We start from the raw sequence: 26321 nt of genomic DNA, 5'->3' as shown, positions 1-26321 counted from the left end.
TCGACGGCGGGACACGTTTCGCACATCGTTCTTCCACGCTGATCCGATAAGCTGTGGGGGTGTTGAATACTCCCGCTGGTGTCGCAGCAGACGACCCGATCCTGCAGTTGCCCAAAGTCTCCCTCCATGATCACCTCGACGGTGGCCTTCGCCCCGCCACGCTGATCGAACTGGCCGCCTCTGTCGGCCACGAACTGCCCGCCACCGAACCGGATGCGCTGGCCAAGTGGTACCACGACTCCGCGAGCTCCGGTGATCTGGTCCGCTATCTCGAGACCTTCTCGCACACGGCTGCCGTGATGCAGAGTCGTGAGGGCCTGATGCGGGTGGCCAAGGAATGGGTCCTCGACCAGGTCGCCGACGGGGTCTTCTACGCTGAGGCCCGCTGGGCTCCGGAGCAGCACCTGGAAGGCGGACTCGAACTCGATGAGGTCGTCGAAGCCGTTCAGGAAGGACTCGAAGCCGGAGTCATCGAAGCATCCTCCGACGGCAAGTTCATCCGCGTCGGCCAGATCATCACAGCAATGCGCCAGGCGGACAATTCCATGGCCATTGCAGAACTGGCCATCAGACATCGCGAGAAGGGATCCGAATCCGGAGTCGTCGGCTTCGACATCGCCGGTCCGGAGAACGGCTTCCCGCCCTCGGCGCACCTGTCCGCGTTCAACGCACTCCACCAGGCTTATGTGCCCGTGACGATCCACGCCGGTGAGGCTGCCGGCAAGGACTCGATCCACGAAGCTCTCACCATCTGCCATGCCCAGCGCATCGGCCACGGTGCCCGCATCGTTGAGGACATGGATATCGTCGAAGGCGAAGGTCAGCTGGGCAGCCTGGCTGCCTGGGTCCTCGATCAGCAGATCCCGCTCGAGCTGTGCCCCAGTTCGAATCTGCAGACCGACATCGGCGGCACCATCGCCTCCCACCCGATCACCGGCCTCAAGGACTTGGGCTTCGCTGTCACCATCAACCCGGACAACCGACTGATGTCAGCGACGTCGGTCACGCGTGAGATGCGTCTGCTCGTCGATGAGGCCGGCTGGACTCAGACCGACCTTGAGTGGGCGACCGTCAACGCTGTCACCGCGGCATTCCTGCCACTCGATGTGCGCGAGCGCATGCTCGACGAGATCCTCATTCCAGGGTTCGCCCGGGTGAATATTTGAGTTCACGGGACAAGCGTTCGAACACACCCGGCGGCTCCTCGCCGTCGGGTGGTTCATCGGCGTCGGGAAGATCAACAGGCACGGGCGATACGTCGGCGTCTGACGGTCACGGTGTTCCCACGCCACGAGCGATGCTGCTGGTCGTTGTGGTTCTCGGGATTCAGGTGCTGGCCCTTCTGGGGTCCGCCCTGTCATTCATCCTCACCGCATTCAGCGCAGGTGCTCTTGCAGGTTCTCTGCTGGGCCTGGCCGTCATGTTCCTTATCTTTGCTGCCGGCGTGGCCGCTGCAGCGCGCGGATCATGGAAACTGCATCGCTGGGCCCGGCCGGCGGCGATCGCGTTCGAACTGCTCGTCATCGTCTTCGCCTTCAGCGTCATCGCCGGATCCCTGTGGCTCGGCCTGGCTTGCCTGGTCACGGCGCTCGCTGTGCTTCTGGGGTATTTCCTGCCCTCGGTCGTCGACGCCTATAACCGGGCACTCGAAGGCTGAGGCCTCAGCGCTCAGACGACTGCGTGCCCGTAGGCTCGCCGCTTAGGTCTCAGCACCGCGATCGATGCCCAGTGTGGCGATGAGATCCTCGTGGAGCTGGAACCAGGCGAGATGGCACGAATCGACATCGGTCCGATCGATCCACATGGTCTGGCCTTCTCTTGCTCTGCGCAGAGCCGACTCGTAACGAGTCAGGGTGCCCTCGAATCGTGTCAGGACGTTCGTCAGCCGTTTGACCAGCGGGGCGAGTTCGATCCCCAGTATCTCGATCTCCTCGAGCACCCGTGCGTCCCAATCACGGTCGGAGTGATCATTGGCAGCGAAGGCATCGCCGGGGCTCGGCCTGATCTGCCAGTCGGTGGTCGCACTCAGCATCCGGGCGTTGAGTGGAAGAAAGTCTTTGTAGACCGCAGCGATCTCGTCGTCGGGATCGGCATCGCGACGTTCGAGTGCGAGCTGTCGCTCATTTTCCCATTTGCCGATGTCGGTCAGCGACCAGCCGTTGAGGTCGAAGAACTCAAGGTGCTGCACCCAGTTGCTGCGTTCGGCCTGGCGCAGCAGGACCTGGGTATCCTCAGTGCTGGCTCGTGCACGGTGTGCAATGTCGTCCACACCGGCGAAGCCGAGCAGTCGCACCGCATGGAGGACCAGGAGCTGAGGCTCTGAGCGGTGACTCATCGCTGCATATCCTGGCGAGAGTTCAAACGGGCCACGTATTGTTGGCAGGCCTGTGGAGATCGGAAGCCCATTGCTGCGGCTATCTGCGACCATGTCAGTCCCTCGCTTCGCGCAGCGAAGATGATCCCGATCTCGACTCCCTCGACCTCCGCGCGAGCTGCGGGAAGCAGGGTCAACGCCGCCCGGAGATCGTCAGGGCCGAGGTCTGTCGACCTCCACAGTGCGAACTGGGTGAGGTCGACCGCGGTGGGCGGGGCTGGTTCGGGGCGCCACTCACGGGCCTCCAGCTGATCCGCCCCGAGAGTCAGGAGTCGAGCTTGCGCTTCATGTTCGCGCGGCGCTTGTTCATGATCCCTGACGGATCTGTCTCCGGGGCTGGTGTGGTCTGTCTCGTGCTTGCCATCCATAGGCCACATTCTGCTAACATCAACGGTATGTTGTCAACACAATGTTGAGAGAGGCGATGATGAGAATACTCGCCGACGCACGCGAGGTTCTGTACGGAGGAAAAGCGAGGTCACTAGCCAGGCTTCTGCGCGCCGGACTTCCGGTGCCTGACGGCTTCGTCGTGCAAGCCGACTGTTCCTTTGCCTCTCAGGGCGGTGAAACGGTGCGCGAACGGATTGACCAGGAACTCTCGCGTTTGGGTGATCCGGCAGTGGCGGTGCGTTCCTCGGCCGCCGATGAAGACACGGCAGGCGCATCCGGTGCAGGTATGTATGACACCGTCCTCGGCGTCCGCGGCATCGATGATGTGTGTGCGGCGATTGCGTCCTGCAGGCGCTCAGCAGACTCGGCGCGCGTGCGAGATTACCGTCGCCGTGGCGGTCGCTCGGGTGACCCTGTGACAGGCATGGCAGTTCTCGTGCAGGTTCTCGTGGAGGCCGAAGTCTCAGGGGTGATGTTCACACCCCTCAGCGTGGGCGAACCGACCCGGATCGAATCTTCGTGGGGACTTGGGTCGTCCGTCGTCAATGGTGAACTGACACCCGATGCGTTCGAGGTCGGACCCAGCGGCGCCATCACCGCCGCCATCGGCGTCAAAGACGTCCGAACCGATGCCGTTGAAGAGCACAATGGAACGAAGACCAGTGTGGTGGCCGAAGAGCTGCAGACAAGGCGAACGCTCGATGACGAGACGCTCCGGAGTCTGAAATCTCTGGGTGTGCGGGCATCTGCCGTCCTCGGTGGTCCGCTGGATATCGAGTGGGCCATTGCAGGCGACGAGATTTGGATCATCCAATCGCGTCCCGTGACCGCCCCGCTGCCGGCGATGCCCGCCATCGATCCGGCCATCGGCTCCGATTCGGTCAGCAACTCCGGTCTGACTCAGGAGAAGACCCTGGACGGGACCCCGGGGTCCCACGGGGTCGTGACTGCGCCTGCCCGCATCGTCTCCGGATTGTCCGCATTTTCCGACGTCAAGCCCGGTGAAGTAGTGATCTGCTCCTTCACTGATCCCTCTTGGACGCCGCTGTTCACGATCGCAGGCGGTGTCGTCACCGAGGTGGGAGGGGCACTTTCGCATGCAGCGATCGTCGCGCGGGAGTACGGCATCCCCGCGGTCCTCGGTGTTACCTCGGCGAGGGCCCGCCTTGCCAACGGTGATCTCATCACCATCGACGGAACAGCGGGAACGATCACGATGCACTGACTCACTATTCGGGACCGACTAGGGGCGATCCGCGCCCGACAAAGAACGATTCGGCGATCACAAGGAAAGGCATGGGGGAGCCAGCCGGCTGAAACAGCCCCGAACTGGATGATGGGAACACGATATCTCTACATCGCACGACACGGCGATGCTGACGCGTTCGGGAACCTCACCGACAGAGGCCGAGAGCAGGCACGACTCCTGGGGAGGCGCTTGGCGCATCTGCCCATCGAAGCTATCTGGCATTCTCCGCTGCCTCGCGCCGCCGACAGCGCCCGGGAGCTCAACATCTTCCTCACCGGCAAGGTCACAGTAGGAGAGGCACCGGAGCTGCTCGACCACGTTCCCTACGTGCCGACGCCAACTGAGACTCCGCCGGCATGGGTGCCGTTCTTCGACGGGTATGCCAACGTTGCGGCCGACGCCGGGCACAAGATCGCTGACAGTCTCACCGCTCGTTTCGGCACAGCTGGGATCGACGCCATTGCCGGGCGCGATGGTGATGTGCACGAGGCGCTTATCACCCATGCCTATCCGATCGCCTGGCTGATGCGTGATGCCTTGGAAGCGCCACCGCAGAGGTGGCTGGGCCTCAACAGTGCCAACACGGCGCTGACTGTCATCGAACACCGGTTCCAGCTTCCGCCGACGATCATCATGTTCAACGACATGGGGCATCTGCCGCCGCATCTGCAATGGACGGGATTCCCTGACGTGCCTCGCCCGTGATGTGACACAGATCGGGCGAACAAGCTTTGCCACCCGCCACCCGCCACCCGCCAGCTCAGGCGCTCGGCGGGTTCCACTTCTGTACGTTGGCGGCTTGGGCCGCCGTGACCTGTGCAGGAACGGCAGTGAAGACCGCATCTCGTATTCCGGATAGGAACGGTGACTGCATCTGGAAGACGGAACCGAGAATTCGCGACTTGGCCGCAATCGACTGACTGCGCCTCTTGCGCAGCCGGTCGTAGAGCCGCAGCTGAACGTCGATTCCTCCTGCTGACGTCGGCGTATCTGCTGAGCTCACCGGGTCCGCTGGGGTCACGGGGCCAAACGAGTTCGCGATGACCGGTGCCAGCAGCGCGGTCAGCGTCGCTGAGTCCTCGAGGGCCTGACCGCCGCCCTGACCCAGATTCGGGGTCATCGCATGGGCCGCATCGCCGAGGAGGACGACGCGTCCCCGGTGGTAGGTCGCCAGGGGAGTGGCGAGGTCTGAAATCGCGGTCCGTCGGATTCGGTCACTCGGTGTCGTGGCAATGAGATCGGCGATCGGCGCATGCCAGGAGGAGAACAGGTCCCGCACAGCCGCCTTCTCATCGGCGAAGCTCGCGTGCTGGGGCATGTTCGCCACCGCAAACCAGTACACGCGCCCGTCCTTGAGTGGAGCGATGCCGAAGCGCAGGCCCCGACCCACGGTCTCGCCAGCGGCTCCATCGAGGTCGACCGGGCGTTCTGTGATTCCACGCCAACACGAATATCCGGAATAGCGAGGGCCGATTCCGGACTCAACGGACTCTCTCACCTGGCTGTTGAGACCATCGGCACCGATGACGAGATCGAAGCGTTCCTGGGCTTCCGACTGTGTTTCTGCAGACTCCACATCCGTCCCGGGCCGGATAGTCATCATGCCCTCAATGCTCGCCGAGGTGACCAAAGAGTTGGTGCGCACGGTTCCCTCATCGAGGGCATCGAGCAGTATCCGATGCAGGTCGGCTCGGTCAACGATCCGCAGCTCACCGACGCTGTCGGTGGGAAGGCGTGCGATCCAGCGTCCGTCGGGGCGTCGTTGGCCCGCAGCGAAGGACTCGGCCTGCCTGTCAGTGATTGCCGCGAACTGAGGGCCGAGGCCCAGCGATTCGAGGGCCCTGAGCCCATTGGCGAAGATGGACAGACCCGAACCACCGGCACGCACCTCGGCGGACCTTTCGAGCACGGTGACCTGCGCCCCGGCCCGTTGCAGCCCCACGGCGGCTGAGAGCCCGCCGATGCCGGCTCCGACGATCGCGATCCTCATGGGGTGCGGGCCTCTCGTGCGACTTGGGAGATGTCTGCCTTACTGCTGAAGATACTCCCCGCAGGCCTCGGTGAGGAAGTCACCGGCGACTCCACCCTCTTGGTTGAGGCTGCTCGCGGTCTTCTGGATGCCCCACCAGACCTGAGGAGAGGCGCCCCACTGCTGACGGAAATCCTCACGCTTATCGGGATCATCGGCCAGATCCTGTGCAGCCAGCGAGATTCGGTCCTGCGCGTCCTCGGCGGTGCAGCGAGCCTCATCATCGGGGCCCTTCGGATCGAGCTCCGGAATGTCATCGGAGTTCTTCGCCTTCAGGGTGTACGCGGATCCGCCGATCTCCTCAACGGTGAAGGTTCCCTGGATGAGCAGGAACGGTGACTTCGCGGTGTCGACGCTCTCGGCATCGACGGTGACACTGACACTGTCCGGGGTGTCGGCGGTGATGGTGGCCTCACCCGAATCGGGAACGTCGGGGTTGCCGGTGTGGACGTAGACCTTGAGGTAGGCCTCGGACTTGTTTGCGGCCGCCTCGGCGAGGCCCTGCCACAGGGGATCAGCGTCCTTCGCACCTCCGGGGGAGGAATCGACGATGGAGACCTTCGGGGCGTCATCGGGGGTCTCGATCGGAGTGACTTCCTCCTCGCTGACGGAGGGTCGCGGTTCGGGGCGGGTCTCCTCCGAGGTGGGAACGCAGGCTGTCATCGTGGCCAGCACTGCGGCGGTGGTCAGGAGGGCAAGAGAGCGAGTTCGCATGGTTCCTCGTGAGGTGGTCGTCGTGGCGGTGCCGGACCCGGGGCCCGGTCTCTCCTTCCAGCCTAATCCGACAGGGCGCGCTCGCACCGGTGGACGCGCTGGCCTGGGCGCGATTGCTGGAGCCGAATTGCTCGGCTCGCATGGAGCTCGTGCGTTGTCCGTTGTCTAGTGTGCTCGCGGCTGCTGTGCTCGGTTCGGCATGAGATCGCTCAGGCTGACCTTCTGCTGTCCGGCTTCGTCGAAGTTGTCCTCATCGAGCCACTGCACATAGGCCGCGCGCAGACTGGCCCATTCGGTGTCGATGATGGAGAACCATGCGGTGTCGCGGTTAAGGCCCTTGACGACGAGGTGCTGTCGGAACAGTCCCTCGAAGGTGAAGCCGAAACGCGTCGCTGCCTTCTTCGAGGGGGCATTGCCGTTGTCGCACTTCCATTCGAAGCGCCTGTATCCGCTGGCGAAGGCAAGGTCAGCGAAGAGGAAGAATGCCTCGGTGGCTCCTCGAGTCCGTGACAGGGCCGGTCCCCACAGGATGTTGCCGATCTCGATGACGCCGTTGTTCGCATCGATGCGCATCAGCGCCTGTCGACCTTCGGCTCGCCCGGTGCTGCGGTCGACCACGGCGAAGAAAAGGGGATCCGGCGATTCGGACGCTGTGTGAATCCACTCGTCGAAGTCCTCCCGTGCTGTCTGCGGCATCTGCGGCAGGTACCGGAAACGCTCATCTGATCCGTCCGCCGAGGCTGCTGCGAAGAGCGAATCCGAATGCAGCCTAGGGTCGAGGGGCTCGAGGTCGACATAGCGCCCGTGGATCGTCTCCCGCCGAGGTGGACTGACCCCGGTCCAGTCGGTGAGGTTCGCGTCGGTCATGACATCTCCTTCTCGTTCGTCGTTGAACTCTTCCTGCGATCGGTCTGCGTCTGCCCGAGTTCACCCTGCGACAGGGGTTCAGCTCTCGTCGGCGTCGAATCCGGTCGAGAGCTGCCGCAGCAGCGAGGCGAGCTTGCGACGTCCTGCCGGAGTCAGGTCGCTGAGGATCTCACGCTCTTTGACCAGCAGGTCGGCAAGCGCGGAGTCGACCGTGGCGCGGCCATCGGCCGTCAACCGCACGAGCACACCTCGGCGATCTCCGGGGTCTGGCAGTCGTTCGACCCAGCCGGCGGTGACGAGTCGATCGATGCGGTTGGTCATGGTGCCGCTGGTGACCAGTGTCTCCTGCAGCAGAGTTGAGGGGGAGAGCTGATAGGGCGCACCGGAACGGCGCAGGGCGGAGAGCACGTCGAAGGCCCACCCCTCGATGTCGTAGTCGCTGAAGCTGGACTTCCGTGCCAAATCCAGTTGGCGGGCCAGCCGTGAGACGCGGGAGAGTATCTCCATCGGCGACACGTCGAGATCCGGGCGCTCGTGGCGCCACGCCGCGACAATCCGATCAACCTCGTCCATGTTCCGATTTTACGTCCAGATCAAGATTCTTTGTGCCAAAGATACTTTTTACCGAGATATTTCTTACTCATCGGCTGATTTGGCCTGCACGTTTGGATGGACGGGGCCACTTGGGAATAAAGTGGTCATGGTTGTTGCATCCGTCAACGCACCTGCGGGGCCAAAAGACCCGGCAGTAGAAACGAAGGAATACACGTGGATCTTTTCGAGTATCAAGCACGTGACCTGTTTGAGAAGCACGGAGTGCCCGTGCTCAAGGCTCAGGTCGCGACGACACCAGAAGCAGCGAAGAAGGCAGCCGAAGAACTCGGCGGCGGAGTAGTCGTCGTCAAGTCTCAGGTCAAGATGGGCGGCCGCGGCAAGGCCGGCGGCGTCAAGGTTGCGAAGAATCCTGAAGAAGCCGAAGCTCGCGCCAAGGACATCCTGGGTCTCGACATCAAGGGCCACATCACCGAAAAGGTGATGATCGCCGAAGGTGCAGACATCGCTGAAGAGTACTATTTCTCGGTTCTCCTCGACCGGTCCAACCGCACCTACTTGGCCATGTGCTCCAAGGAAGGCGGAGTGGAGATCGAGCAGCTCGCCGAGGAACGTCCGGAAGCGCTCGCCAAGATCCCAGTCTCTGCCATCGACGGAATCGATGCTGCCAAGGCCGAAGAGATCGCCAAGGAAGCAGGCTTCGACGCGGAGACCGCCGCCAAGGTTGCCCCCGTGCTGATGTCCCTGTGGACCGTCTTCGAGAAGGAAGACGCTTCCCTCGTTGAGGTCAACCCGCTGGTCAAGACCGGTGCCGGTGACATCATCGCGCTCGACGGAAAGGTGTCTCTCGATGAGAACGCCGACTTCCGCCAGCCTGAGCACGAGGAGCTGCGCGATGACAGCGCAGAGAACCCACTCGAGCTCAAGGCCAAGAAGCTCGACCTCAACTACGTCAAGCTCGACGGCGAAGTCGGAATCATCGGAAACGGTGCCGGACTCGTCATGTCGACCCTCGACGTCGTCGCCTACGCCGGTGAGAAGCACAGCAACGTCAAGCCTGCCAACTTCCTCGACATCGGAGGCGGTGCCTCTGCTGAGGTGATGGCCAACGGGCTCGAGGTCATCCTCGGCGATGAGCAGGTCAAGTCAGTCTTCGTCAACGTCTTCGGCGGAATCACCGCGTGTGACGCAGTGGCCGACGGCATCGTCAAGGCTCTCGAGATCCTCGGCGACCAGGCCACCAAGCCGCTCGTCGTCCGCCTCGACGGAAACAACGTCGAAGAGGGACGTGCGATCCTCAAGGAAGCCGCGAACCCACTCGTCACTCTGACCGACACCATGGACGGTGGAGCCGATAAGGCCGCCGAACTGGCTGCTGCCAAGTAAGGAAAGGTCTTTACATAAATGTCTATCTTCCTGAATTCCGATTCGAAGATCATCGTCCAGGGCATCACTGGCGGCGAAGGAACCAAGCACACTGCGCGCATGCTCGCAGCAGGATCCAATGTCGTCGGCGGTGTCAACGCCCGCAAGGCCGGCACCACCGTCAAGCACACCGACAAAGACGGCAACGACATTGAGCTGCCCGTCTTCGGATCAGTCGCCGAGGCGATGGAAGCCACCGGTGCCGACGTCTCCGTGGCCTTCGTGCCCCCGGCATTCTCCAAGGATGCAGCCATCGAAGCCGTTGACGCCAAGATCGGTCTGCTCGTCATCATCACCGAGGGCATCCCGGTCCAGGACGCCGCCGAAGTCTGGGCACGTGCTCAGGCCGCAGGCAATGCGACCCGCATCATCGGACCCAACTGCCCGGGCATCATCTCGCCAGAGGCATCGCTGGCAGGCATCATCCCTGCCAACATCACCAAGAAGGGCAAGCTCGGACTGGTCTCCAAGTCCGGCACGCTGACCTACCAGATGATGTACGAACTGCGTGACCTCGGCTTCTCCACTGCCATCGGAATCGGTGGTGACCCGGTCATCGGCACCACGCACATCGATGCGCTCGAAGCGTTCGAGAATGATCCTGAGACCGAAGCCATCGTCATGATCGGCGAGATCGGCGGAGACGCTGAAGAGCGTGCCGCTGCCTACATCAAGGACAACGTGACGAAGCCGGTCGTCGGCTACGTTGCAGGCTTCACCGCTCCCGAGGGCAAGACCATGGGCCACGCCGGTGCCATCGTCTCCGGCTCCTCAGGTACTGCTGCGGCGAAGAAGGAAGCCCTTGAGGCTGCAGGCGTGAAGGTCGGCAAGACCCCGACCGAAACCGCTGACCTCATGCGCGAACTCCTCGCCTGAGTCGTCTGAAGTATAGATTCGGCTGAAGCACAGTTTCGAAGCCCGTCTCCCTCAGGGGAGGCGGGCTTCGTGCATCTCCGGCACACTCGTCCTGCGGACTCCCACACGAACAATGACCCACGCGATGAGGACGGCGGCCAGCGGGAACGCTGCTCTCCACCCGGAAGACGCAAGCGACCAGAGGAGGAATGGGACGAGTGCCAGGTTGGCGACAGTCGACACCCTGAGACCGAAGGCTCGAACGTAGGCGAGGATGCACAAGGTGTAGATGACGATGAATACTCCGCTGGCTGCGGCCAGCATATCGATGACCAGGGTCGGCTTCTGTTGGAGCAGCACCAGCGATATCGCGAAGCCGCAGCTCATGATCGTGATGGCGCGCCGCGGATTCAGCGCGTCGCGCCCAGCGACGCTGTGGGGGAGGATCCCGTCCCTGGCGGCAGAATCGATGACCAGTCCGACACCGCGGACCCAGGCGACCGAGTTGAGAAGCATCCCCACTGCTCCGGATGCGGCGAGGACCAATGCGGCGGCGTCGCCGTAGGGAGTCGTGCGCAGCGCGTCGACGACCCCGGTGACCGGATCCGCTCTGGGCGTGAGGACGAGGACCGCGACGGTCAGTGAGGTGGTGAGGAGGAGCAGGAGACCCAGGCTCGTCAATGCGATGGGCATGAATTCTCGTTTGGGGTCGGGCAGATCCCGAGCCAGAAAGGTGAGGTTCTCGAAGCCGATGAAGGCCCAGAAGGCCACCATGAAACCGACGGGGACCAGCAGGACGTCTCCTCCGTCGGGGAAGATCTCGGGGACTCGCTGAGAATGGAGAGTCGACCACACGACCACTCCGGCCAGGGAGAGGATGAGGGCCACTGTCCCTATCCTCTCCACCTGGTGACCGACGTGTTTGCCCAGCAGGTTCGTCGCCACAGCGACTGCGAGGATCGCGATGGCAGTCACGCTCTCCGGCAGTGCTGATCCCGTGATGGCTGAGAGATTCCTGGCGGCCATCACCGATCCCGCCGGCAGACCGACGAGCACGACGATTCCGAACAGCAGCGGCACCATGTCTCCTGCCGTTCGGCCCAGGCCCGACCGCACCGTGTCTCGCAGCGGATCACGACTCTCGGGTCGACTCACCACAGTGTCCCTGAACAGACACAGCATAGGGACACATGCCAAGGCCGCGACGATCCACGTGAGTATTGCAGCGGAGCCGGTTTCGCTGATCACCGCCGCCGGAACTCCGATGAGTCCAGCGCCGACGACGGACGCCAGACCGGCGGCTACGCCGGTGATGCGCGAGGAGAGACGCGAGCTGAGCTGTTGGTGCATTGTCATATCTTCACTCAATCGCGAACACGGCGGATCGACGAGTGGCTGAAATGACATTCATCAACGGTTTCGAGACATCTGCGTTGTTGAGGGCCATACTGGATGACATGTGGACTGTGGCAGTACTGATCAGAGAGGGGATCTCGCTCTTCGAATTCGGGGTGACGGCGGAGGTTTTCGGAATCGACCGCTCAGAGGCTGGCCTGCCGCTCGTCGACTATCGGGTGTGCTCGGACGGCGGCCCGGGCCGGGTCGAATCGAAGCACCGGCCGTCGGTGTGCGTCGAATCGACACATGGTCTCGAGGGGCTCGCCGATGCCGATGTCGTCATCGTCTCTGCGACGCTTCCATCGACCGGAAACTCGGCGGAACATCGAGCCATCAGGGAAGCGCATGCGAACGGTGCGCTCGTGGTGTCTCTGTGCAGCGGGGCCTTCATCCTCGCAGAGACCGGTGTCCTGGACGGATTGTCTGCAAGCACTCATTGGCTGTTCGAAGATGAGCTGGCCCGCAGGTTCCCACTGGTGGACGTCGTCAGTGCCAACCTCTTCACCGACACCGGCCGGGTCGTCACCGGGGCCGGTACAGCGGCGGCCATCGACACCTGCCTGCATGTTGTGAGACGAGAGCTGGGTGCGGCCGCGGCGAGCACGATCGCCAAACGGATGGTCACGGCACCGCTGCGACACGGCGGGCAGCAGCAGTTCGTCGATTGGCCCAGCCGTGTTGATGCGGCCGGCGCTGATCGAGGGGACACTGGTCTGGCCGAGACCTTGGACTGGGCGAAGGCCCGTTTGGGCACGAACCTGGATCTTGCCGCATTGGCCGAACGTTCCGCTCTCTCTACGAGACAGCTGACTCGCAGATTCATTGCGCAGGTCGGAACCACGCCGCTCAAATGGGTGACTCATCAGCGGGTTCAGCGAGCGCAGGAGCTCCTCGAGAATACAGACCTGTCAATCGACCAGATCGGCCACGACGTGGGGTACGCCTCGGCAACACAATTGCGTGAACATTTTCGAGCGCTCGTCGGAACCACCCCCTCGGCCTACCGACAATCGTTCAATTTGGGGGCATAGTTCACCCGGGCTCGCTTTCCCTCCAGCTAGTTCAGCAGTCCGTCCCGCCAGCATCAAATCACCCCGTTGCCACGGGTGGTTCTGGAACGGACTGTGCGGGGCCCGCGTGGGAGGCTAATCTGAACGTGTGAATGATCAGACACCGCTGTCCCAGAACATACCTGCCGACCAGGCAACGCCCCTCGCCCCGCAACCGATCGACCCGCAGCCCGTCGACACCTCGCCTTCGGCTCATCCGCGCAACTTCGGCTCCGACAACTGGGCCGGCGCCCACCCCGAAGTCATCGCCGCCATCACGGAAGCCAATGTCGGGCACACCCCCGGCTACGGTGGTGATCCCTGGACCGCCCGCTTCAGTGAAGTCATGAAGGGCCACTTCGGACCCTCCGCCCAGGCGTTCCCGGTCTTCAACGGCACCGGCGCCAACGTCCTCGCGCTGCAGTCGGCGCTGCCCCGCTGGGCGGCTGTCATCACCGCAGCCTCCGCCCACATTAACTATGACGAAACCGGTGCGCCGGAGAAGGTCGGCGGGCTCAAGATCATCGGCGCAGCTACTCCCGACGGGAAGCTGACTCCTGAGATCATCGAAGGCGCGGTGCTTGGCCGCGGCAACGAACACAACGCTCAGCCCTTGGCTGTGAGTATCTCGGAATCGACCGAATGGGGCACGACATACACGCCGGAGGAGATTCGCCAGATCGCCGACACGGCTCACAGGCTCGATATGATCCTGCATGTTGACGGTTCGCGTCTGGGCAATGCCGCGGCCTATCTGAACACTGAGCTCGGGTCGCTGACGACGGCGACCGGCGTCGACATCATCAGCCTCGGTGGGACGAAGAACGGACTCCTCGGCGCAGAAGCGATCGTCGTCCTCAACCCCGACATCGGCCAGGGGATGAAGTTCCTGCGGAAGATGAACCTGCAGCTGTCATCGAAGATGCGCTTCCTCTCCGCCCAGCTGGGCGCCCTCTACGACGGTGAGCTGTGGCGCACCTCCGCGAGTCACGCCAACGGCATGGCCCAACGATTGGCAGATGGCCTCACCGAGGCAGCCGCCGCCGGTCGTGCACCCGATATTTCGATCGTGGCGAAGACCGAATCAAACGTGGTCTTCGTGCACATGCCTGAGGAGGTCGCAGCACGAGCTCGGCAGAGATTCGCTTTCGCCGACTGGCCCATGGCCAAGAACGTGGTGCGCCTCATGTGTGCCTTCGATACCACCGCCGAGGACGTCGACGACCTCATCGCAGCCATCGTCGGTCCCTGACCCTCAGCGTGGTCAACGGCTGGTAGGTGTTGCGTGGGCGGGAGTGAGGGCGCGGCCCCTACGCCTTCTTGTCAGCCTTGACAGAGACGACGGGGACGTCAGCGTCGAGGATGATGCGCTGGGCGGTCGAGCCCATGATGAGTTTGCCGACGGGGGAGCGGCGACGCGATCCGATCACGATCATGCGGGTGTCTTCGGTCGCCTCGGCGAGGGCGAGGAGTTCCTCAACGGGATCATTGCCGCGCAGGAACTGCAGGATCTCATGGGAGACCTTGGATGAGCGCAGCGCCTCTTTGAGTTCCTCCATGTCCTGATTCGTCGCGACACCGCGTTCGTCGGGGGTCTCTCCGATGCCGGCGTTGAGCACGATCACGGTGTCATCGAAGGCCCTCGCCTGATCGATGCCGAACGTGACGGCGGCCTTGCCTTCGGGTGAGGGGGAATAACCGACGAGAATTGTCATGATCTCTCCTGATGCGACACTGGACGAAGCTCCCTCAATTAGTAGCACATCTGCGTGCTGCGACGCTCCTCAGTCTGCCCCAACCTGCATGTAACTCCGCCTCAGCCTGCAGCGCAGATCTGTGTGAGTCGGTCGTTCCCGGTGGTGGCGCATCCGCGACTGAAGCAGGGGCTCAGTCCGACTAGACTGTTCGAATGCCTTCTACCCTCCTGTCTCCGGATTCTCCTGCCCGCCACCGCAGCCAGGATCTGCTGGAACAGTTTCCCGAGCTCGCTGAAGTTCCGGGATTCCCACAGGCAAGGATCCTCATCGAGTATGTCCTGGGGCGACGCAGCGGAGAACTCGACGTCTCCGGGCGTGCGACGGAAGGAACATTCGTGGACGCCGAGGCGGTCGTGAGACTTCCGCACGAGGTCCTCATCGTCGATGACGGCCAGGGACTGCAGTCGCGGCTGTTGAGCGAGATCGTCCCCGTGCGCACGTACAACGACCGGGTAGACGAAGCACGCACCGTCGCCGAGGTGGCAGATCAGGCCAGCCCCATCGACGATCTCGCTGTCTTCGCCCCGGAAGCACAAGAAGTCTGGGCGATCGTCAACGCACCGAAGGCCACCCACGCGTTGGCCGAGACGATCGCTGCCATCCAGGCCCACGTGAGGACGATCATCGTCATCGGTCGTAGCGATTCGATGAGCCGAGCGGTAAACAAGGAACTGGCGCGTGGTTTCGCCCGCGTCGACGTCTCGCCAGGCGTCGGCAAGCACCGCATGATCATCGGCAGCAGGTCGCTGTCATCACCGAGCCTGCCGAGCTTCCCCAGGCACAGCAGAATCGATCATCCGGCCACAGGTCCGCTGCAGGTCAGGGCCCACGGAGCCTGCTTCTCCGGGGTCAAAAGCGATGAGGGCTCGGCCGCGCTGCTCACGGCTCTGGCAGCCGAATCTGAGCCCGCCGAGGCCGAGTCCTCCGAGACTCGACTCGCCGAGGCGGGTCCTGGTTCCCCGAACTCGGTCCTTGACCTCGGGTGTGGGAACGGATGGCTGCTCACAGCTGCGATGCAGGTCACGGCGGCGAAGAAGGGCACTGGCGTGGACGTATCGAAGTCGGCGGTCGCCTCGGCGAGGGAGACCGCTGAGGCGAACGGACTCGAGGTCGAGGCCATCCTCGCCGATGCCACGGATGTGCAGGCTCTGACGGGCGCAGACTCTTCGGTGCGCGCCGGCGGGCACGACCTCATTCTGCTCAACCCGCCCTTCCACCAGGGCACGACCATCGAAACAGACACCGCTGCCGGACTCATGCGCACAGCAGCCGAGCTGCTGGCACCCGAGGGGCGAGTCCTCACGGTCTACAACTCACACCTGCACTACCGCGAGACCTTGGAGCGTGTCATCGGACCCAGCGAACAGGTCGCTCGCACCAGCAAGTTCACCGTCGTCCGCAGCCTCAGACGCGGTTGAGCTCACGCGATCGATCAGTTATGTCTGGCCGTTGCCTTCCGGCACCGCATCTCCGGGGACGACAAGCCCGGACTCGTAGGCGAGAACGACAAGCTGTGACCGGTCACGTGCCCCGAGTTTGCCCAGCAGACGACTGGCGTAGGTGCGCGCAGTCTCTGGGCTGATGAACAGGCTGGCACCTACCTGTTGGTTCGACTCACCCCGACCGATACGTGCCAGAACCTCCCTCTCGCGATCGGTGAGCGCCTCGAGCAGCTCGGGTCGCGGCATGGCCTTCTGCCCGGCGTTCAATCGTCGCAGCAACGTATTGGTCACCGATGGGGAGAGGATCGAATCACCGCCGGCGACGGAGCGGATGGCCGAGCGCAGATCGGCCGGTCTGATGTCCTTGAGGAGGTAGCCGCTGGCGCCGACCTGGATGGCGGACACGATGTCCTCATCGTCGTCGAAGGTCGTGAGCATGACGACCTTCGTAGAATTGAGCCCAGGGTCGCCGGTGATGAGCCTCGTCGCCGTGATCCCATCCATCACAGGCATCCTGATGTCCATGAGCACGACATCGGGAGCCAGCTGTCGCACGAGGCCGAGCCCTGCTCGACCATCTGCCGCCTCGGCGACGACATCGATATCGCCATCGCTGACGGCCAATTGGCGCAGTCCGGTGCGCACGAGTTCCTGGTCGTCGACAAGCAGAATGGAGATCATGAGTCGATCCTCCTCGGCAGCGTGGCGTGCAGGGTGAAGCCCCGATTCGGGGCGGATCGGGTGCTGAGCTGTCCGCCCAGGAGGCGCACCCTCTCACTCATCCCCTTGAGTCCGTGTCCGCCCGCGCTCTCCTCTCCGAGCGTGGCAGCGGAATCGGCTCCAGTTCCGTCGTCGGCCACTGTCACCGTGACGTCATCATCGCTGAGTCCGATCGTGATGCTGACGGCCGTCGCCGAGGCATGTCGGAGCACGTTCGTGATTCCCTCCTGGACCACGCGGAAGATCACCGTTTCGACAGGGGATGGCACCTGGCCGGGTGAGAGTCCGACCGTCGAGTCGACCGAGATCCCCATGGTCCTCGCTTGTTCGAGGAGAGTCTCAATGCCATCGATGCCGAGGCTGGTGCGGGTCGTTTCGTCCCCGGAGCGCAGGAGACGGACCAAGGATCGCAGATCGTTCAGTGACTCTCCGGCTTCGGCGCGAACACGATCAAGGGCCTCTGCTGCCTCCGAACTCTCCTGATCACCCTGTTCGATCGCCTCGATGCCGACCGCAGCATGAAGAGAGATGACCGAGAGCTTGTGTCCAAGCGTGTCGTGGAGGTCGCGCGAGAGCTGCAGTCTTTCGTGCTGGATCTGTCTCTCGGATTCCTTGCGCAGGTGTTCATCCTGGAGACGGAGCAGCTGGGTGTGTTGGTCGAGGAAGCGTCGGTGGGTGGCCACGGCATGTCCGAGGGCAATCGCCGCGGCGATGAGTGCGATCGTTGAGATCGACTCGGCCCCGAGAAGACGACCGAGCGGAAGCGAATCATCTCGAATCCGAAAAGCGGTCGACACAAGGAACACCACGGCTCCCGAGACGACGGCGAATCGGGTCAGCCCCACCTCGGCGACGGAGAAGAACGCAGCGACCACGGGCAGAGCGACCCCGATCGGGACGAGGTCGAGGCTGTAGTAGGCGAAGGTCCCCAGGACGCTGAGGACGACGACGGTTCTCGGCAGTCCGCGTCGCAGAAGGAGTACGGCGCCGAACCCGATGGCGAAGACGAAGGGCAGCCACCGCAACGGTGTCCCTGCGTCGATCTGTGCCAGTGCAATGATGGCTGCCAGCGACACTGTCACCACAAGGGCGAGAATGGCGTCGGTTCTTCGCGGTCCCATGATCCCAGCATAGAGACGTCTCACCTCAGTGGGCACCGTTGGAAGCGCCGAGCGATGTCGCTTCTCGACGTACGGGAATGTCCTCAGATCTCGATGCCGGTCGCGCGTGTGAGCCGATGCGGCCGGGTGTGCGCTGACTCTAATCTCGAACAATGAAGTATTTTCGTGAACTCAAATGGCCTCTGCTCATCATTCTCGGGTTGCTCGGCCTCGTCCGTCCCGTGGCGCGTATCGCCCTCGAGAACTCCGGGCTTCCCACCCCGGCTATCGCTCTCGGAATGACGGTGCTGGTGACACTGGTGTGGGCGCTGGCACTAGGGCTGTCCCGGTCGGCCAACCCGCTCCTCAGCGGGGGCATCGTCGGAGTCATCTACGCCCTCGGCGCCATCATTCTCAGCGGCGTCCTGTCCCCGATTCTGCTGGGCCACCTCGAGGGGCCTCTGGTGCAGCCGCTGGCCATCATCCCCATGCTGGTGACGAACGCTGTCTGGGGTGTCATCGCCGGGGGACTGGCATTGCTCGTCCGCCGTCTGCGATGGGGAACCTGGACTCTGAATCGACTCGGACAGTGACCGGGAACGAAGCCCGCCGAGGTGGTCGGCTGTGGGCGCGTGTCATCGGTCTGATGATGCTCGGGTTCATCGGAGGAGCTCTCGCCATGATCATCGTCAACGACCTCATAGCAGGGATCTGGCAGGAAGCGGTGCTGGTCATTGCCCCGGTGAGCCTCCCTGTCGGTGCGCTCGCCGGAGCCGGGTTGGCCGGTGGCTTCGGGTACAGACGGCTGACCCGCCGGAGTTGACGTCAGCCGACTGCAGCGCCTGAGCCCGCTGTGCCGAATCGACGTGCCAACACCGAGGCGGTGGCCCCGACACCTGCCCTGGCGACCTCGTCCGGCCGGCCGGAGGCCACGACGTGACCGCCGTCGGGACCGGGGCCAGGACCCATGTCGATGAGCCAATCGGAGCCGGCGGCCAGCTCCATATTGTGATCGGCCATGAGGATCGTATCGCCTTCCTCGACGATCTGGGCGAAGAGCTTCCCCAGCACCCGAGCATCACTGGGGTGCAGGCCGTTGGCCGGCTCATCAAGGATGAATAGTGAGCGCTCACGTCGCTTCCTGGCCCGCATCACCGCGGCCAGCCTCAGCCGCTGCGCCTCACCGCCGGACAGCGTCGCCGAGGACTGGCCGAGCAGCAGCCCGCCGAGGCCGACTCTCTGCAGGACCTCGAAATGGGCGACGAGTCCCAGCCGTTGGGCGAACACCGTCGCCGCTGTGTCGATCGACAGATCGAGGACATCTGCGATGGTCAGCTCCTCGACGGTGACCTCGAGGGTCTCCTCGGTGAACCGGCGGCCCTCGCATTCGGGGCAGGTGCCGCTGGAGGCCGGCAGGTGGACGAGATCGATGGTGATGAAACCCAGTCCTTCACAGCGGGGGCAGCGTCCCCGTGCGGTGTTGAAGGAGAACTGTGAGGCGGTGAAGCCACGACTGTGCGCCAGATCGGTCTTCGCGAACAGGCCGCGGATCTTGTCGAAGATGCCCAGGTAGGTGCCGATGACCGATCGCGGGGACCGGCCGATGGTGGACTGATCGAAGCTGACCACCCGGTCGAAGACCTCGAGCCCGGCAGCATCTGCCTCGGCAAGATCTCCTCCCTCACCGCCACCACTAGTGCTGCTGCGCCGGGGTATCGTCTTCGGCTCCTCCTCACCGTCGAATGGGGAGGCTCCAGCGGCTCTGGCCAGTGTTGCCAACGATCGCAGCACCGAGCTCTTACCCGCCCCGGAAACTCCTGTCAGGGTCGTGAGACCGCCGATGGGAAAGGACAGCGCCAGAGCGCGGAGGTTGTTCGCCGACAGACCGGTGCACCGAGCCCAATCACCGAATTCCTGAGGTGCTCGCCAAGGTTCGCTGGGAGCCTCATTGCGCAGGCGGACAGCGGTTGAGCTCTTCCCGTCGAGTGCCTCGGCGACGGGGCCGGAGAACATCAGCTGCCCTCCCCGGGCACCACCACCGGGACCGAGTTCGATGACCCAGTCGCACCGGCGCACCAGCTCCATATCGTGTTCGACGAGGATGACCGTGTTGCCGGCATCGCGCAGAGCCTCAATATGGGTGAAGAGGTGATCGGTGTCCTTGGGGTGCAGTCCGGTGGAGAGTTCGTCGAAGACGTAGACCATGCCGTGCAGACCGCTGTGCAGATGTGCCGCCAAGCGCAGTCGCTGCAGCTCGCCGGGGGAGAGGGTGGCCGCCGAGCGGTGAGGTGGGAGATAGCCGACGCCGAGGTTGTCGATGACCGACGTACGTTTGTCGAGTTCGTCGAGGAGGACCTGGGCCGCCTCATCGGTGGCGTTGGAGAACCGTTTCGCGCCATTGTGGCCACGGTCGAGTTCGGAGGCGATGGCCGCGTGGAGGGAGACGGCCACATCGGTGAGACTGCGTGTGGCCACCTCGGCGATATTGGCGCCGCCGATCGTCACCGACAGAGCTGCCGGATTGATGCGGCTGCCATTGCAGTCGGGGCAGAGTTCGTTGCTGAGGTACTCCTCCGTGCGTGCCCTGACCGTCTCACTGCCGGTCGTGATCATCGTGTCGAGCAGATATCTGCGGGCACTGCGGAACTTGCCCGTGTAACCGCGGGAGATGTATTCGCGCAGATCCTCCGGCCTGACAGTGACAGACGGGGTGTCTTCGGTGGTCAGAAGCCAGTCGCGGGTCTTGGCGGGAAGACTGTTCCAGGGGGCGTCGATGTCGATGCCCATGGTTTCGACGAGGTGTTTGAAGTTTCGTCCCAGCCAGCCTCCCGGCCAGGCGGCGATGGCGCCCTCGCGAATGGTCAGCGACTCGTCGGGTACGGCTGCGTTGAGGTCGAGGTCATGGATGCTGCCCTTCGCCGCGCACGTCGGACAGGCGCCCTCGACGGTGTTGGGCGAGAAAGCAGAAGCAAGCAGTCGACCCTGGTTCGCGGGGTAGTCGCCGAAGCGGGAGAACAGCACCCGCAGCAGATCAGAGACCTGTGACAGGGTGCCCACGCTCGAATTCTCCGGGGGAGTCGACACAAGCTGTTTCACTGCAATTGCGGCGGGAAGGCCCGTGATCCGGTCGACCTGGGGTGCAGAGACTGCGCCGAGGAGGTGACGAGTGAACGGGGAGACCGATTCGAGGTAGCGGCGCTGGGCTTCGGCGTAGATGGTGTCGAAGGCCAACGACGACTTGCCCGAGCCCGATACACCGCAGATGCCGATGAGCTTCCTGTGCGGCAGAGTGACGGAGAAACCGGACAGGTTGTGCTCGCGAGCGCCGACGACGCCGATCTCTTCGGTCATGAAATAGCCACTTCCTCTCGTCCGGGTGCAGCGATGAAGCTGCACCCGGACCAGGCTACGCGGTCAGCGGTTCGCTCGGTGGGCGCGCCACGTGCTGATCTGATCCCAAATGACGATGGCCCAGATTGCGATCACTGTGATGATCTGCTGCACTTCGGCGCCCGAAGGGGACGTGAGATCCGGGTGCAGCACCTGCTGTGTCAGCAGGGCGATCGTGAGGAAGACTGCCATCGCGACGTCGAGGATCGCTCCGGTGAGGACCACGGCTGTTTTCGCTGATGAGCGAACCAGCTTCACCACCTCGACGATGGCCATGAGCGCGAGGAATCCCCAGTATCCGAGGAACCATCCGAATCCCAGTTCCGGATTGATGAATGGCTCGTCATTGTTGAGATGGCCGACGTAGAACAAGGAGGTGGGCACGAGCGGAAGGAGAGCCAGAAGGACGATGAAGACCAGGTTCAGGACCGACTCGGCGCGGATCTGCTTTGCCTTCGCATCCGTCGCCCGCAGCTGATCGACTGACCAGCCCTTCTTCGCACCGGCGATCTTATCTGCCGCACCTGCGCTCATATCCCTGTCGCCGAGGGCGAAGAGGATCGTGATTGTGGCGAAGGCCGTGAGCAGCGCGATGACCGTATTGCCGACGAGCTGACCGATGAGCGCCCCGATCTGGACCTCATCGTTGGTGGCGATGAACGCGATTGAGTTCGTCACGGCCGCGGCCACGGCGACGAGCGGAAGCACCCAGCGTATCGCCCAGATGAAGACCGGGTAGGACTTCGGCCCGATGAGATGCTGTGGCGAATTCGTGTATTCCCGGGAGAGCTGGGCCGGATCGCCGAGCTCTTCGAGCACCTCACGTTCGGCAGCAGCGGTCTGCTCGTCGGCAGGATGGTCCAAGCCGCCGAGGCGGTCTTCGATCATGTCGTCGATTGTGGCCTTGATCTCTGCCGCGATGTCACCTCGGGAGTCCTCCGGGAGATGGCCGACCACATTGTCGACGTAGATGGTGGTGAGCGTACTCATGGTGTTCCTTCTTTCCAGAGTTTCGTAATGCTGGTGTTGAGTTCCAGCCATTGTGAGTGGAGTGCTGCGGCGACTTCGGCCCCGCTGGTGGTGACGCTGTAGTACTTGCGTGGACGCGCTTGTTCGGTGTTCCACTCGGCACTGAGCAGCCCTTGTTTCTCAAGTCTTCGCAGCAGGGGGTAGAGAGTGTTGGCTTCTGTGGCGATGCCGGCTTCGGTGAGAGTCGTCAGCAGCGAGTACCCATACTGCGGCTGACGACAGGCAACGAGACTGGCGAAGACGACGGTGCCTCGTCTCAGTTCTTGTCCGTGTGTCGCCAGTGCCTGTTCTTCATCCTCGTTCATGTTTCACACAATAGTGTGTATCACACACTATTGCAATAGGCAGTATATAGTTGGGCATCAGGGCATCAGCATGAGCGCTGAGGTGAAACCAGCTCGAAATGTATGCTCCTTGCCTGAAATCCAGGCGAAATACACCTCAGCTAGCCTGTGTTCAAGAGCAAGACCACTGCGATAGGGATGGCGATGAGCGAATCGGCAATGACCTCGGCGAATACGACTCATCGAGTCGACGGAATGAATTTCTACACACGCAAGTGGGTTCGCCCGGAGGACCTCAATGCGAACGGGTCGCTCTTCGGAGGAAGCCTGCTGAAGTGGATCGACGAGGAAGCTGCGATCTACGCGATCATTCAGCTCGGCAGCCACAGCGTGGTCACGAAACTCATCTCAGAGATCAACTTCGTGGCTTCGGCTCGCCAGGGGGACCTCATCGAGATGGGCCTCGTCGCAACTCATTTCGGCAACACATCACTGACGATGCGAGCTCAGGTGCGCAATATGATCACGCGCAAGTCCATTCTGAGCATCGACAGAATCGTCTTCGTCAGCGTAGGGGAGACGGGGCAGCCAGACCCTCACGGCTATTCATCGATCACCTATGAGCGTGATCGCATGCCCGTCCTCTAGTCGGCTAGATCCAGCGTCGGAGTCGGACGGCGGAAGCCACGGGTGACGAATGCGAGGTAGCCGATGCCGAGGGCCAGCCAGATCGCCCCGATGAGCAGCGTTCTCGGTGACAAGCTCGTCCACAACCACAGGGTGAGGCAGAAGCCGATGCCGGGCAGCACGATGTAGTTGGCGATCGCGCTCGATCCGCGACGCTTCCCATCGATGACGAAGTGCTCGATGACCGAGAGGTTGACTGCTGAGAACGCGATGAGTGCGCCGAAGCTGACCATCTCGGAGATGAATCCGAGATCGGCCGCCAGCGCGAACAGCGACACCACTCCGACTGCGAGTGTTGCGAAGATCGGGGTGTGGAATCGTGGTGAGAGACGGCCGAAGAACCGTTTGGGCAGAACGCCGTCGCGGCCCATCGCGAAGAGGATACGCGAGACCGAGGCCTGAGAAGTCAGCGCGGAACCGCAGGCACCGGCGACATAGGCGGCAGTGAAGAAGGTCGTGAGGAACTCACCGCCCGCTGCACTCATGACGTCGAGAGCGCCCGAATCGACGTCGGCGAAGTCATTCGACGGATAGACGAGTTGAGCGAGGAATGAGAGCGCGATATAGATCAGACCGCCTGTGACAGTGGCGATGACAATGGCACGAGGCACGCTGCGCTTGGCGTCCTTGGCCTCCTCTGACAGGGTCGAGACCGCATCGAAGCCGAGGAACGACAGGCACAGGATCGCGGCACCTGCCATGACGTTGCCGAAGCCGGGCGCACTGCCGTCGCCGGTGAACGGCGCCGAGAGGTCAACCGTGCCCGACCCCGACATCGACGCGATGCCGAGCGCCGCGAAGGTGACGATGAAGATCGTCTGTGCGGCAATGATGACGATGTTCGCACGGGCGACAGAGACGATGCCGATGACATTGAGAATGGTGACCAGGACTATCGCGGTGAGAACGAAGGCCCAGGCGGGGACCATGGGGAAGGCCGCGGACAGATAGATGCCGATGACGAGATAATTGATCATCGGCAGGAAGAGGTAGTCCAGCAGGAGCGCCCAGCCGGCAACGAAGCCGATGCCGGCCCCGAAGCTATTCTGCGTGTAGGTGTAGGCGGACCCTGAAAATGGGAGCTCGTGAGCCATCTTTGCGTATGACCTGGCGGTGAAGACCATCGCGAGGAGAGTGATCACGTACGCCAGCGGCACCCTGCCGCCGCTGACCTGGGTGACGATGCCATAGGTCGTGAAGACTGTCAGAGGCACCATGTAGACGAGGCCGAAGAGCACCAGAGAGGGAACCCCGAGCGCTCGACGGAGTTGCCCTTGGTCGCCACCGTGAGAATCCTCGCCTCTGTGGGCCGCGTTGGTGTCGTGTGAGTGGGACATGGTGGTCCTTTCTCTCAGATCGAAGAATGCACGGCAACGCCGCCGAGGTAGGTGGTGCGAACAGCTGTCACCGCGAGTTCCTGCGGTGACAGATGCCGGGGGTCGTGGTCGAATCTGATGAGGTCGGCGCTCGCCCCGGGGCGGATCTCGCCCCAGGACGCGGGCCAGGTATCGGCGAAGGCCTGGTACGCGACTGCGGTCGAATAGGTGTCGAGGGCGCGGTCGATGTCGACGATCTCCTCCGGTGTCCAACCTCCGGCGGGTTCGCCCGCATCGTTCTGTCGGCTCGTTCCGATCGCCAGCCCCTCGACGGGTGTGCCTGAGGTGCAGGGCCAGTCTGAGCCGAAGGAGAGTCTCCCGCCGAGCTCGAGGATGCTGCGCATCCGATACTGATTCGAAGCCCGAGACTCGCCGAGGCGGGGCACAGTGAGCACGGTCATGAGGTCATCGAGCTGTGCCCACAACGGCTGCATGTTCGCGATGACCCCGATTTCGGCGAAACGGGCGAGGTCCGCCGAATCGACGAGCTGGGCGTGGGCGATGACCGGCCGGCGGTCGCGTGGTCCGTTGGCCGCGATGGCGGACTCGATGGCATCAAGCGCCTGGCGCACGGCCGCGTCGCCGATGGCATGGATGTGGACCTGGAAGCCGGCGGCGTCAACGGCACGAACCGCCTCGGCCAGTGTCTCACCCTCCCAGACCCGGAGGCCGTGATTGTGCAGAGACGAACAATAGGGTTCGAGCAGCGAACCGGTCTCATTCTCGACGACGCCATCGGCGAAGAACTTCACAGTGTGCGCGCTCAGCAGCGGGTCGCCGAGCTCCTGAATGCGCCTCCTGGCCTCGACCATGGCGGGCAGCTGCGCGGAGAAGCGGCGCGGGTCCGCATAGAGAGCGAGGTTGAACCGAAGCGTGAGTCGACCACGAGTCGAGGCCGCGATGTAGGTCTCGACATCTGCCGGTTCGACCCAGGCGTCCTGCACCCATGTGACCCCTCGTTCGAGGTAGTAGTCTGCTGCTCGCTCGAGCGCGCGCAGCTGCACGGTTTCCTCCAGCGGCGGACGCACTGCGTCGACGAGGTCGACGGCACCCCATTCCCGCAGTGTTCCCAGGGGCGAGCCGTCACCTCGGCGGGGGATCTCGCCCAGTTCAGGCTCGGGAGTCTCCGCGGTGATGCCTGCGAGTTCGAGGGCCCGGGAATTGCACCAGACCGTGTGATAGTCCCAAGCACGCAGCACCACAGGTCGGTCCGCGACTGCCTCGTCGAGCCAGCGCGCGTCGAAAAGTCCGCCGTCGACAAGGCTGCCGTCATAGGAGGCGCCGGTGATCCACTCGATCTCGGGATGGGTTTGGGCAAAGCGACGCACCTCGGCCACGATTTCGTCGACGCTGGAGCACGTTCGCACCTGCGGTCCCTCCGCCTCGAGTCCTCCGAAGATGGGATGGGCGTGACCATCGCCGAAGGACGGCATGAGGAAACCGCCGTCGAGGTCGACCTGGTCGCAGGCGTCGGCGGAGTCAGATGCGGTGTCGAGAGCGGCCAAGTGCCGGTCCACATCGGCTGATCCCACAGCTACGACGACTCCGTCGCGGACGAGGAGGGCATCCGCGGTGTCGACGCCTGTGCCTCGCCAGATGGTGCCGTTGTGGAAGTACGTCGATGCCAATTCGGC

The 26321-nt window shown here is 63.3% G+C and carries 27 protein-coding genes; 12 read left to right on the top strand and 15 right to left on the bottom strand.

Annotated features, from left to right (window positions below):
• Nucleotides 1-59: 59 nt before the first annotated feature.
• Both JTF07_RS01725 and JTF07_RS01720 read left to right on the top strand, forming a co-directional pair.
• Nucleotides 60-1166 carry an adenosine deaminase gene (locus tag JTF07_RS01725; RefSeq protein ID WP_204232603.1) on the top strand — a complete coding sequence of 369 codons (1107 nt, stop codon included), beginning with the start codon at nucleotides 60-62 and terminating at the stop codon, nucleotides 1164-1166.
• 131 nt (nucleotides 1167-1297) lie between these two features.
• Entirely contained in the window at nucleotides 1298-1657 is a 360-nt protein-coding gene (locus JTF07_RS01720) for a hypothetical protein (RefSeq protein ID WP_143924248.1), read from the top strand.
• A 42-nt stretch (nucleotides 1658-1699) separates the two neighbouring features.
• Here JTF07_RS01720 and JTF07_RS01715 read toward each other — a convergent pair whose 3' ends face one another.
• Complete coding sequence (locus tag JTF07_RS01715; RefSeq protein WP_204232602.1) at nucleotides 1700-2335, bottom strand: transcriptional regulator; 636 nt, start codon at nucleotides 2333-2335, stop codon at nucleotides 1700-1702.
• Nucleotides 2332-2742, bottom strand: coding sequence for a DNA-binding protein (locus JTF07_RS01710; protein ID WP_204232601.1), 411 nt, complete (start codon nucleotides 2740-2742; stop codon nucleotides 2332-2334). Before JTF07_RS01710 ends, JTF07_RS01715 begins: the two co-directional genes overlap by 4 nt.
• A 59-nt stretch (nucleotides 2743-2801) precedes the next feature.
• Here JTF07_RS01710 and JTF07_RS01705 point away from each other — a divergent pair, with 59 nt between their 5' ends.
• Both JTF07_RS01705 and JTF07_RS01700 read left to right on the top strand, forming a co-directional pair.
• Nucleotides 2802-3989, top strand: a complete 1188-nt coding sequence (locus JTF07_RS01705; RefSeq protein ID WP_252199221.1) for a PEP/pyruvate-binding domain-containing protein — start codon at nucleotides 2802-2804, stop codon at nucleotides 3987-3989.
• A 111-nt stretch (nucleotides 3990-4100) separates the two neighbouring features.
• Entirely contained in the window at nucleotides 4101-4718 is a 618-nt protein-coding gene (locus JTF07_RS01700; protein WP_204232599.1) for a histidine phosphatase family protein, read from the top strand.
• Between the two features lie 55 nt (nucleotides 4719-4773).
• Here the strand turns inward: JTF07_RS01700 and JTF07_RS01695 are convergent, their stop codons facing one another.
• The 4 genes from JTF07_RS01695 to JTF07_RS01680 all read right to left on the bottom strand — a co-directional run bounded on the left by JTF07_RS01695 (nucleotide 4774) and on the right by JTF07_RS01680 (nucleotide 8196).
• Nucleotides 4774-6003, bottom strand: a complete 1230-nt coding sequence (locus tag JTF07_RS01695; RefSeq protein ID WP_204232598.1) for an FAD-dependent monooxygenase — start codon at nucleotides 6001-6003, stop codon at nucleotides 4774-4776.
• A gap of 39 nt (nucleotides 6004-6042) precedes the next feature.
• Nucleotides 6043-6756 carry a hypothetical protein gene (locus tag JTF07_RS01690; RefSeq protein WP_204232597.1) on the bottom strand — a complete coding sequence of 238 codons (714 nt, stop codon included), beginning with the start codon at nucleotides 6754-6756 and terminating at the stop codon, nucleotides 6043-6045.
• Between the two features lie 165 nt (nucleotides 6757-6921).
• Complete coding sequence (locus JTF07_RS01685; protein WP_204232596.1) at nucleotides 6922-7623, bottom strand: GNAT family N-acetyltransferase; 702 nt, start codon at nucleotides 7621-7623, stop codon at nucleotides 6922-6924.
• Between the two features lie 78 nt (nucleotides 7624-7701).
• Complete coding sequence (locus JTF07_RS01680; protein WP_204232595.1) at nucleotides 7702-8196, bottom strand: MarR family winged helix-turn-helix transcriptional regulator; 495 nt, start codon at nucleotides 8194-8196, stop codon at nucleotides 7702-7704.
• Between the two features lie 195 nt (nucleotides 8197-8391).
• Here JTF07_RS01680 and sucC point away from each other — a divergent pair, with 195 nt between their 5' ends.
• Both sucC and sucD read left to right on the top strand, forming a co-directional pair.
• Nucleotides 8392-9561: an ADP-forming succinate--CoA ligase subunit beta gene (gene sucC, locus JTF07_RS01675; RefSeq protein WP_143924159.1), complete on the top strand. Its 1170-nt coding sequence runs from the start codon at nucleotides 8392-8394 to the stop codon at nucleotides 9559-9561.
• An 18-nt stretch (nucleotides 9562-9579) separates the two neighbouring features.
• Nucleotides 9580-10476 (top strand): succinate--CoA ligase subunit alpha, encoded by an 897-nt coding sequence (gene sucD / locus JTF07_RS01670; RefSeq protein WP_204232594.1) that lies wholly within the window; start codon nucleotides 9580-9582, stop codon nucleotides 10474-10476.
• A gap of 51 nt (nucleotides 10477-10527) precedes the next feature.
• Here the strand turns inward: sucD and JTF07_RS01665 are convergent, their stop codons facing one another.
• Entirely contained in the window at nucleotides 10528-11811 is a 1284-nt protein-coding gene (locus JTF07_RS01665; RefSeq protein ID WP_204232593.1) for an APC family permease, read from the bottom strand.
• A 101-nt stretch (nucleotides 11812-11912) separates the two neighbouring features.
• On the opposite strand from JTF07_RS01665, the gene JTF07_RS01660 reads away from it, so the two are divergent.
• Together JTF07_RS01660 and JTF07_RS01655 are read left to right on the top strand one after the other, a co-directional pair.
• Nucleotides 11913-12884 (top strand): GlxA family transcriptional regulator, encoded by a 972-nt coding sequence (locus tag JTF07_RS01660; RefSeq protein ID WP_204232592.1) that lies wholly within the window; start codon nucleotides 11913-11915, stop codon nucleotides 12882-12884.
• Between the two features lie 127 nt (nucleotides 12885-13011).
• Nucleotides 13012-14154, top strand: a complete 1143-nt coding sequence (locus JTF07_RS01655) for a threonine aldolase family protein (protein ID WP_204232591.1) — start codon at nucleotides 13012-13014, stop codon at nucleotides 14152-14154.
• A gap of 58 nt (nucleotides 14155-14212) precedes the next feature.
• Here JTF07_RS01655 and JTF07_RS01650 read toward each other — a convergent pair whose 3' ends face one another.
• Nucleotides 14213-14617, bottom strand: a complete 405-nt coding sequence (locus tag JTF07_RS01650) for a universal stress protein (RefSeq protein ID WP_204232590.1) — start codon at nucleotides 14615-14617, stop codon at nucleotides 14213-14215.
• Between the two features lie 194 nt (nucleotides 14618-14811).
• Here JTF07_RS01650 and JTF07_RS01645 point away from each other — a divergent pair, with 194 nt between their 5' ends.
• On the top strand, nucleotides 14812-16077 hold the full coding sequence (locus JTF07_RS01645; protein WP_204232589.1) for a class I SAM-dependent methyltransferase: 1266 nt from the start codon (nucleotides 14812-14814) through the stop codon (nucleotides 16075-16077).
• A gap of 18 nt (nucleotides 16078-16095) precedes the next feature.
• On the opposite strand, the gene JTF07_RS01640 is transcribed toward JTF07_RS01645, so the two are convergent.
• Nucleotides 16096-16782, bottom strand: a complete 687-nt coding sequence (locus JTF07_RS01640; protein WP_204232588.1) for a response regulator — start codon at nucleotides 16780-16782, stop codon at nucleotides 16096-16098.
• On the bottom strand, nucleotides 16779-17942 hold the full coding sequence (locus JTF07_RS01635; RefSeq protein ID WP_204232587.1) for a sensor histidine kinase: 1164 nt from the start codon (nucleotides 17940-17942) through the stop codon (nucleotides 16779-16781). The genes JTF07_RS01640 and JTF07_RS01635 overlap by 4 nt, the downstream gene beginning before the upstream one ends.
• 152 nt (nucleotides 17943-18094) lie before the next feature.
• On the opposite strand from JTF07_RS01635, the gene JTF07_RS01630 reads away from it, so the two are divergent.
• Both JTF07_RS01630 and JTF07_RS01625 read left to right on the top strand, forming a co-directional pair.
• Nucleotides 18095-18514 carry a hypothetical protein gene (locus JTF07_RS01630; protein WP_204232586.1) on the top strand — a complete coding sequence of 140 codons (420 nt, stop codon included), beginning with the start codon at nucleotides 18095-18097 and terminating at the stop codon, nucleotides 18512-18514.
• The gene (locus tag JTF07_RS01625) at nucleotides 18511-18744 is read left to right on the top strand and encodes a hypothetical protein (protein ID WP_204232585.1); all 234 of its coding nucleotides are present in this window, start codon (nucleotides 18511-18513) and stop codon (nucleotides 18742-18744) included. The genes JTF07_RS01630 and JTF07_RS01625 overlap by 4 nt, the downstream gene beginning before the upstream one ends.
• Nucleotides 18745-18746: 2 nt before the next feature.
• Here JTF07_RS01625 and JTF07_RS01620 read toward each other — a convergent pair whose 3' ends face one another.
• From JTF07_RS01620 to JTF07_RS01610, 3 genes are all read right to left on the bottom strand, one after another.
• Entirely contained in the window at nucleotides 18747-21272 is a 2526-nt protein-coding gene (locus JTF07_RS01620) for an excinuclease ABC subunit UvrA (protein ID WP_204232584.1), read from the bottom strand.
• A 63-nt stretch (nucleotides 21273-21335) separates the two neighbouring features.
• On the bottom strand, nucleotides 21336-22301 hold the full coding sequence (locus JTF07_RS01615; RefSeq protein ID WP_204232583.1) for an HAAS signaling domain-containing protein: 966 nt from the start codon (nucleotides 22299-22301) through the stop codon (nucleotides 21336-21338).
• Entirely contained in the window at nucleotides 22298-22645 is a 348-nt protein-coding gene (locus tag JTF07_RS01610) for a PadR family transcriptional regulator (protein WP_204232582.1), read from the bottom strand. The genes JTF07_RS01615 and JTF07_RS01610 overlap by 4 nt, the downstream gene beginning before the upstream one ends.
• A 183-nt stretch (nucleotides 22646-22828) precedes the next feature.
• Here JTF07_RS01610 and JTF07_RS01605 point away from each other — a divergent pair, with 183 nt between their 5' ends.
• A complete protein-coding gene (locus JTF07_RS01605) occupies nucleotides 22829-23272 on the top strand; it encodes an acyl-CoA thioesterase (protein ID WP_502710951.1) in 444 nt (147 codons plus the stop codon).
• On the opposite strand, the gene JTF07_RS01600 is transcribed toward JTF07_RS01605, so the two are convergent.
• Nucleotides 23269-24648: an APC family permease gene (locus tag JTF07_RS01600; RefSeq protein ID WP_204232581.1), complete on the bottom strand. Its 1380-nt coding sequence runs from the start codon at nucleotides 24646-24648 to the stop codon at nucleotides 23269-23271. The two genes, JTF07_RS01605 and JTF07_RS01600, sit on opposite strands and share 4 nt — an antisense overlap.
• A 14-nt stretch (nucleotides 24649-24662) precedes the next feature.
• Complete coding sequence (locus JTF07_RS01595) at nucleotides 24663-26315, bottom strand: amidohydrolase (RefSeq protein ID WP_204232580.1); 1653 nt, start codon at nucleotides 26313-26315, stop codon at nucleotides 24663-24665.
• Nucleotides 26316-26321 lie beyond the last annotated feature (6 nt).

Source organism: Brevibacterium sp. RIT 803 (assembly GCF_016892625.1).
In the GTDB taxonomy this organism is placed as follows: domain Bacteria; phylum Actinomycetota; class Actinomycetes; order Actinomycetales; family Brevibacteriaceae; genus Brevibacterium.
The sequence above is the reverse complement of the archived record's forward strand: the minus strand, read 5'-3'. Positions and strand labels throughout refer to the sequence as shown.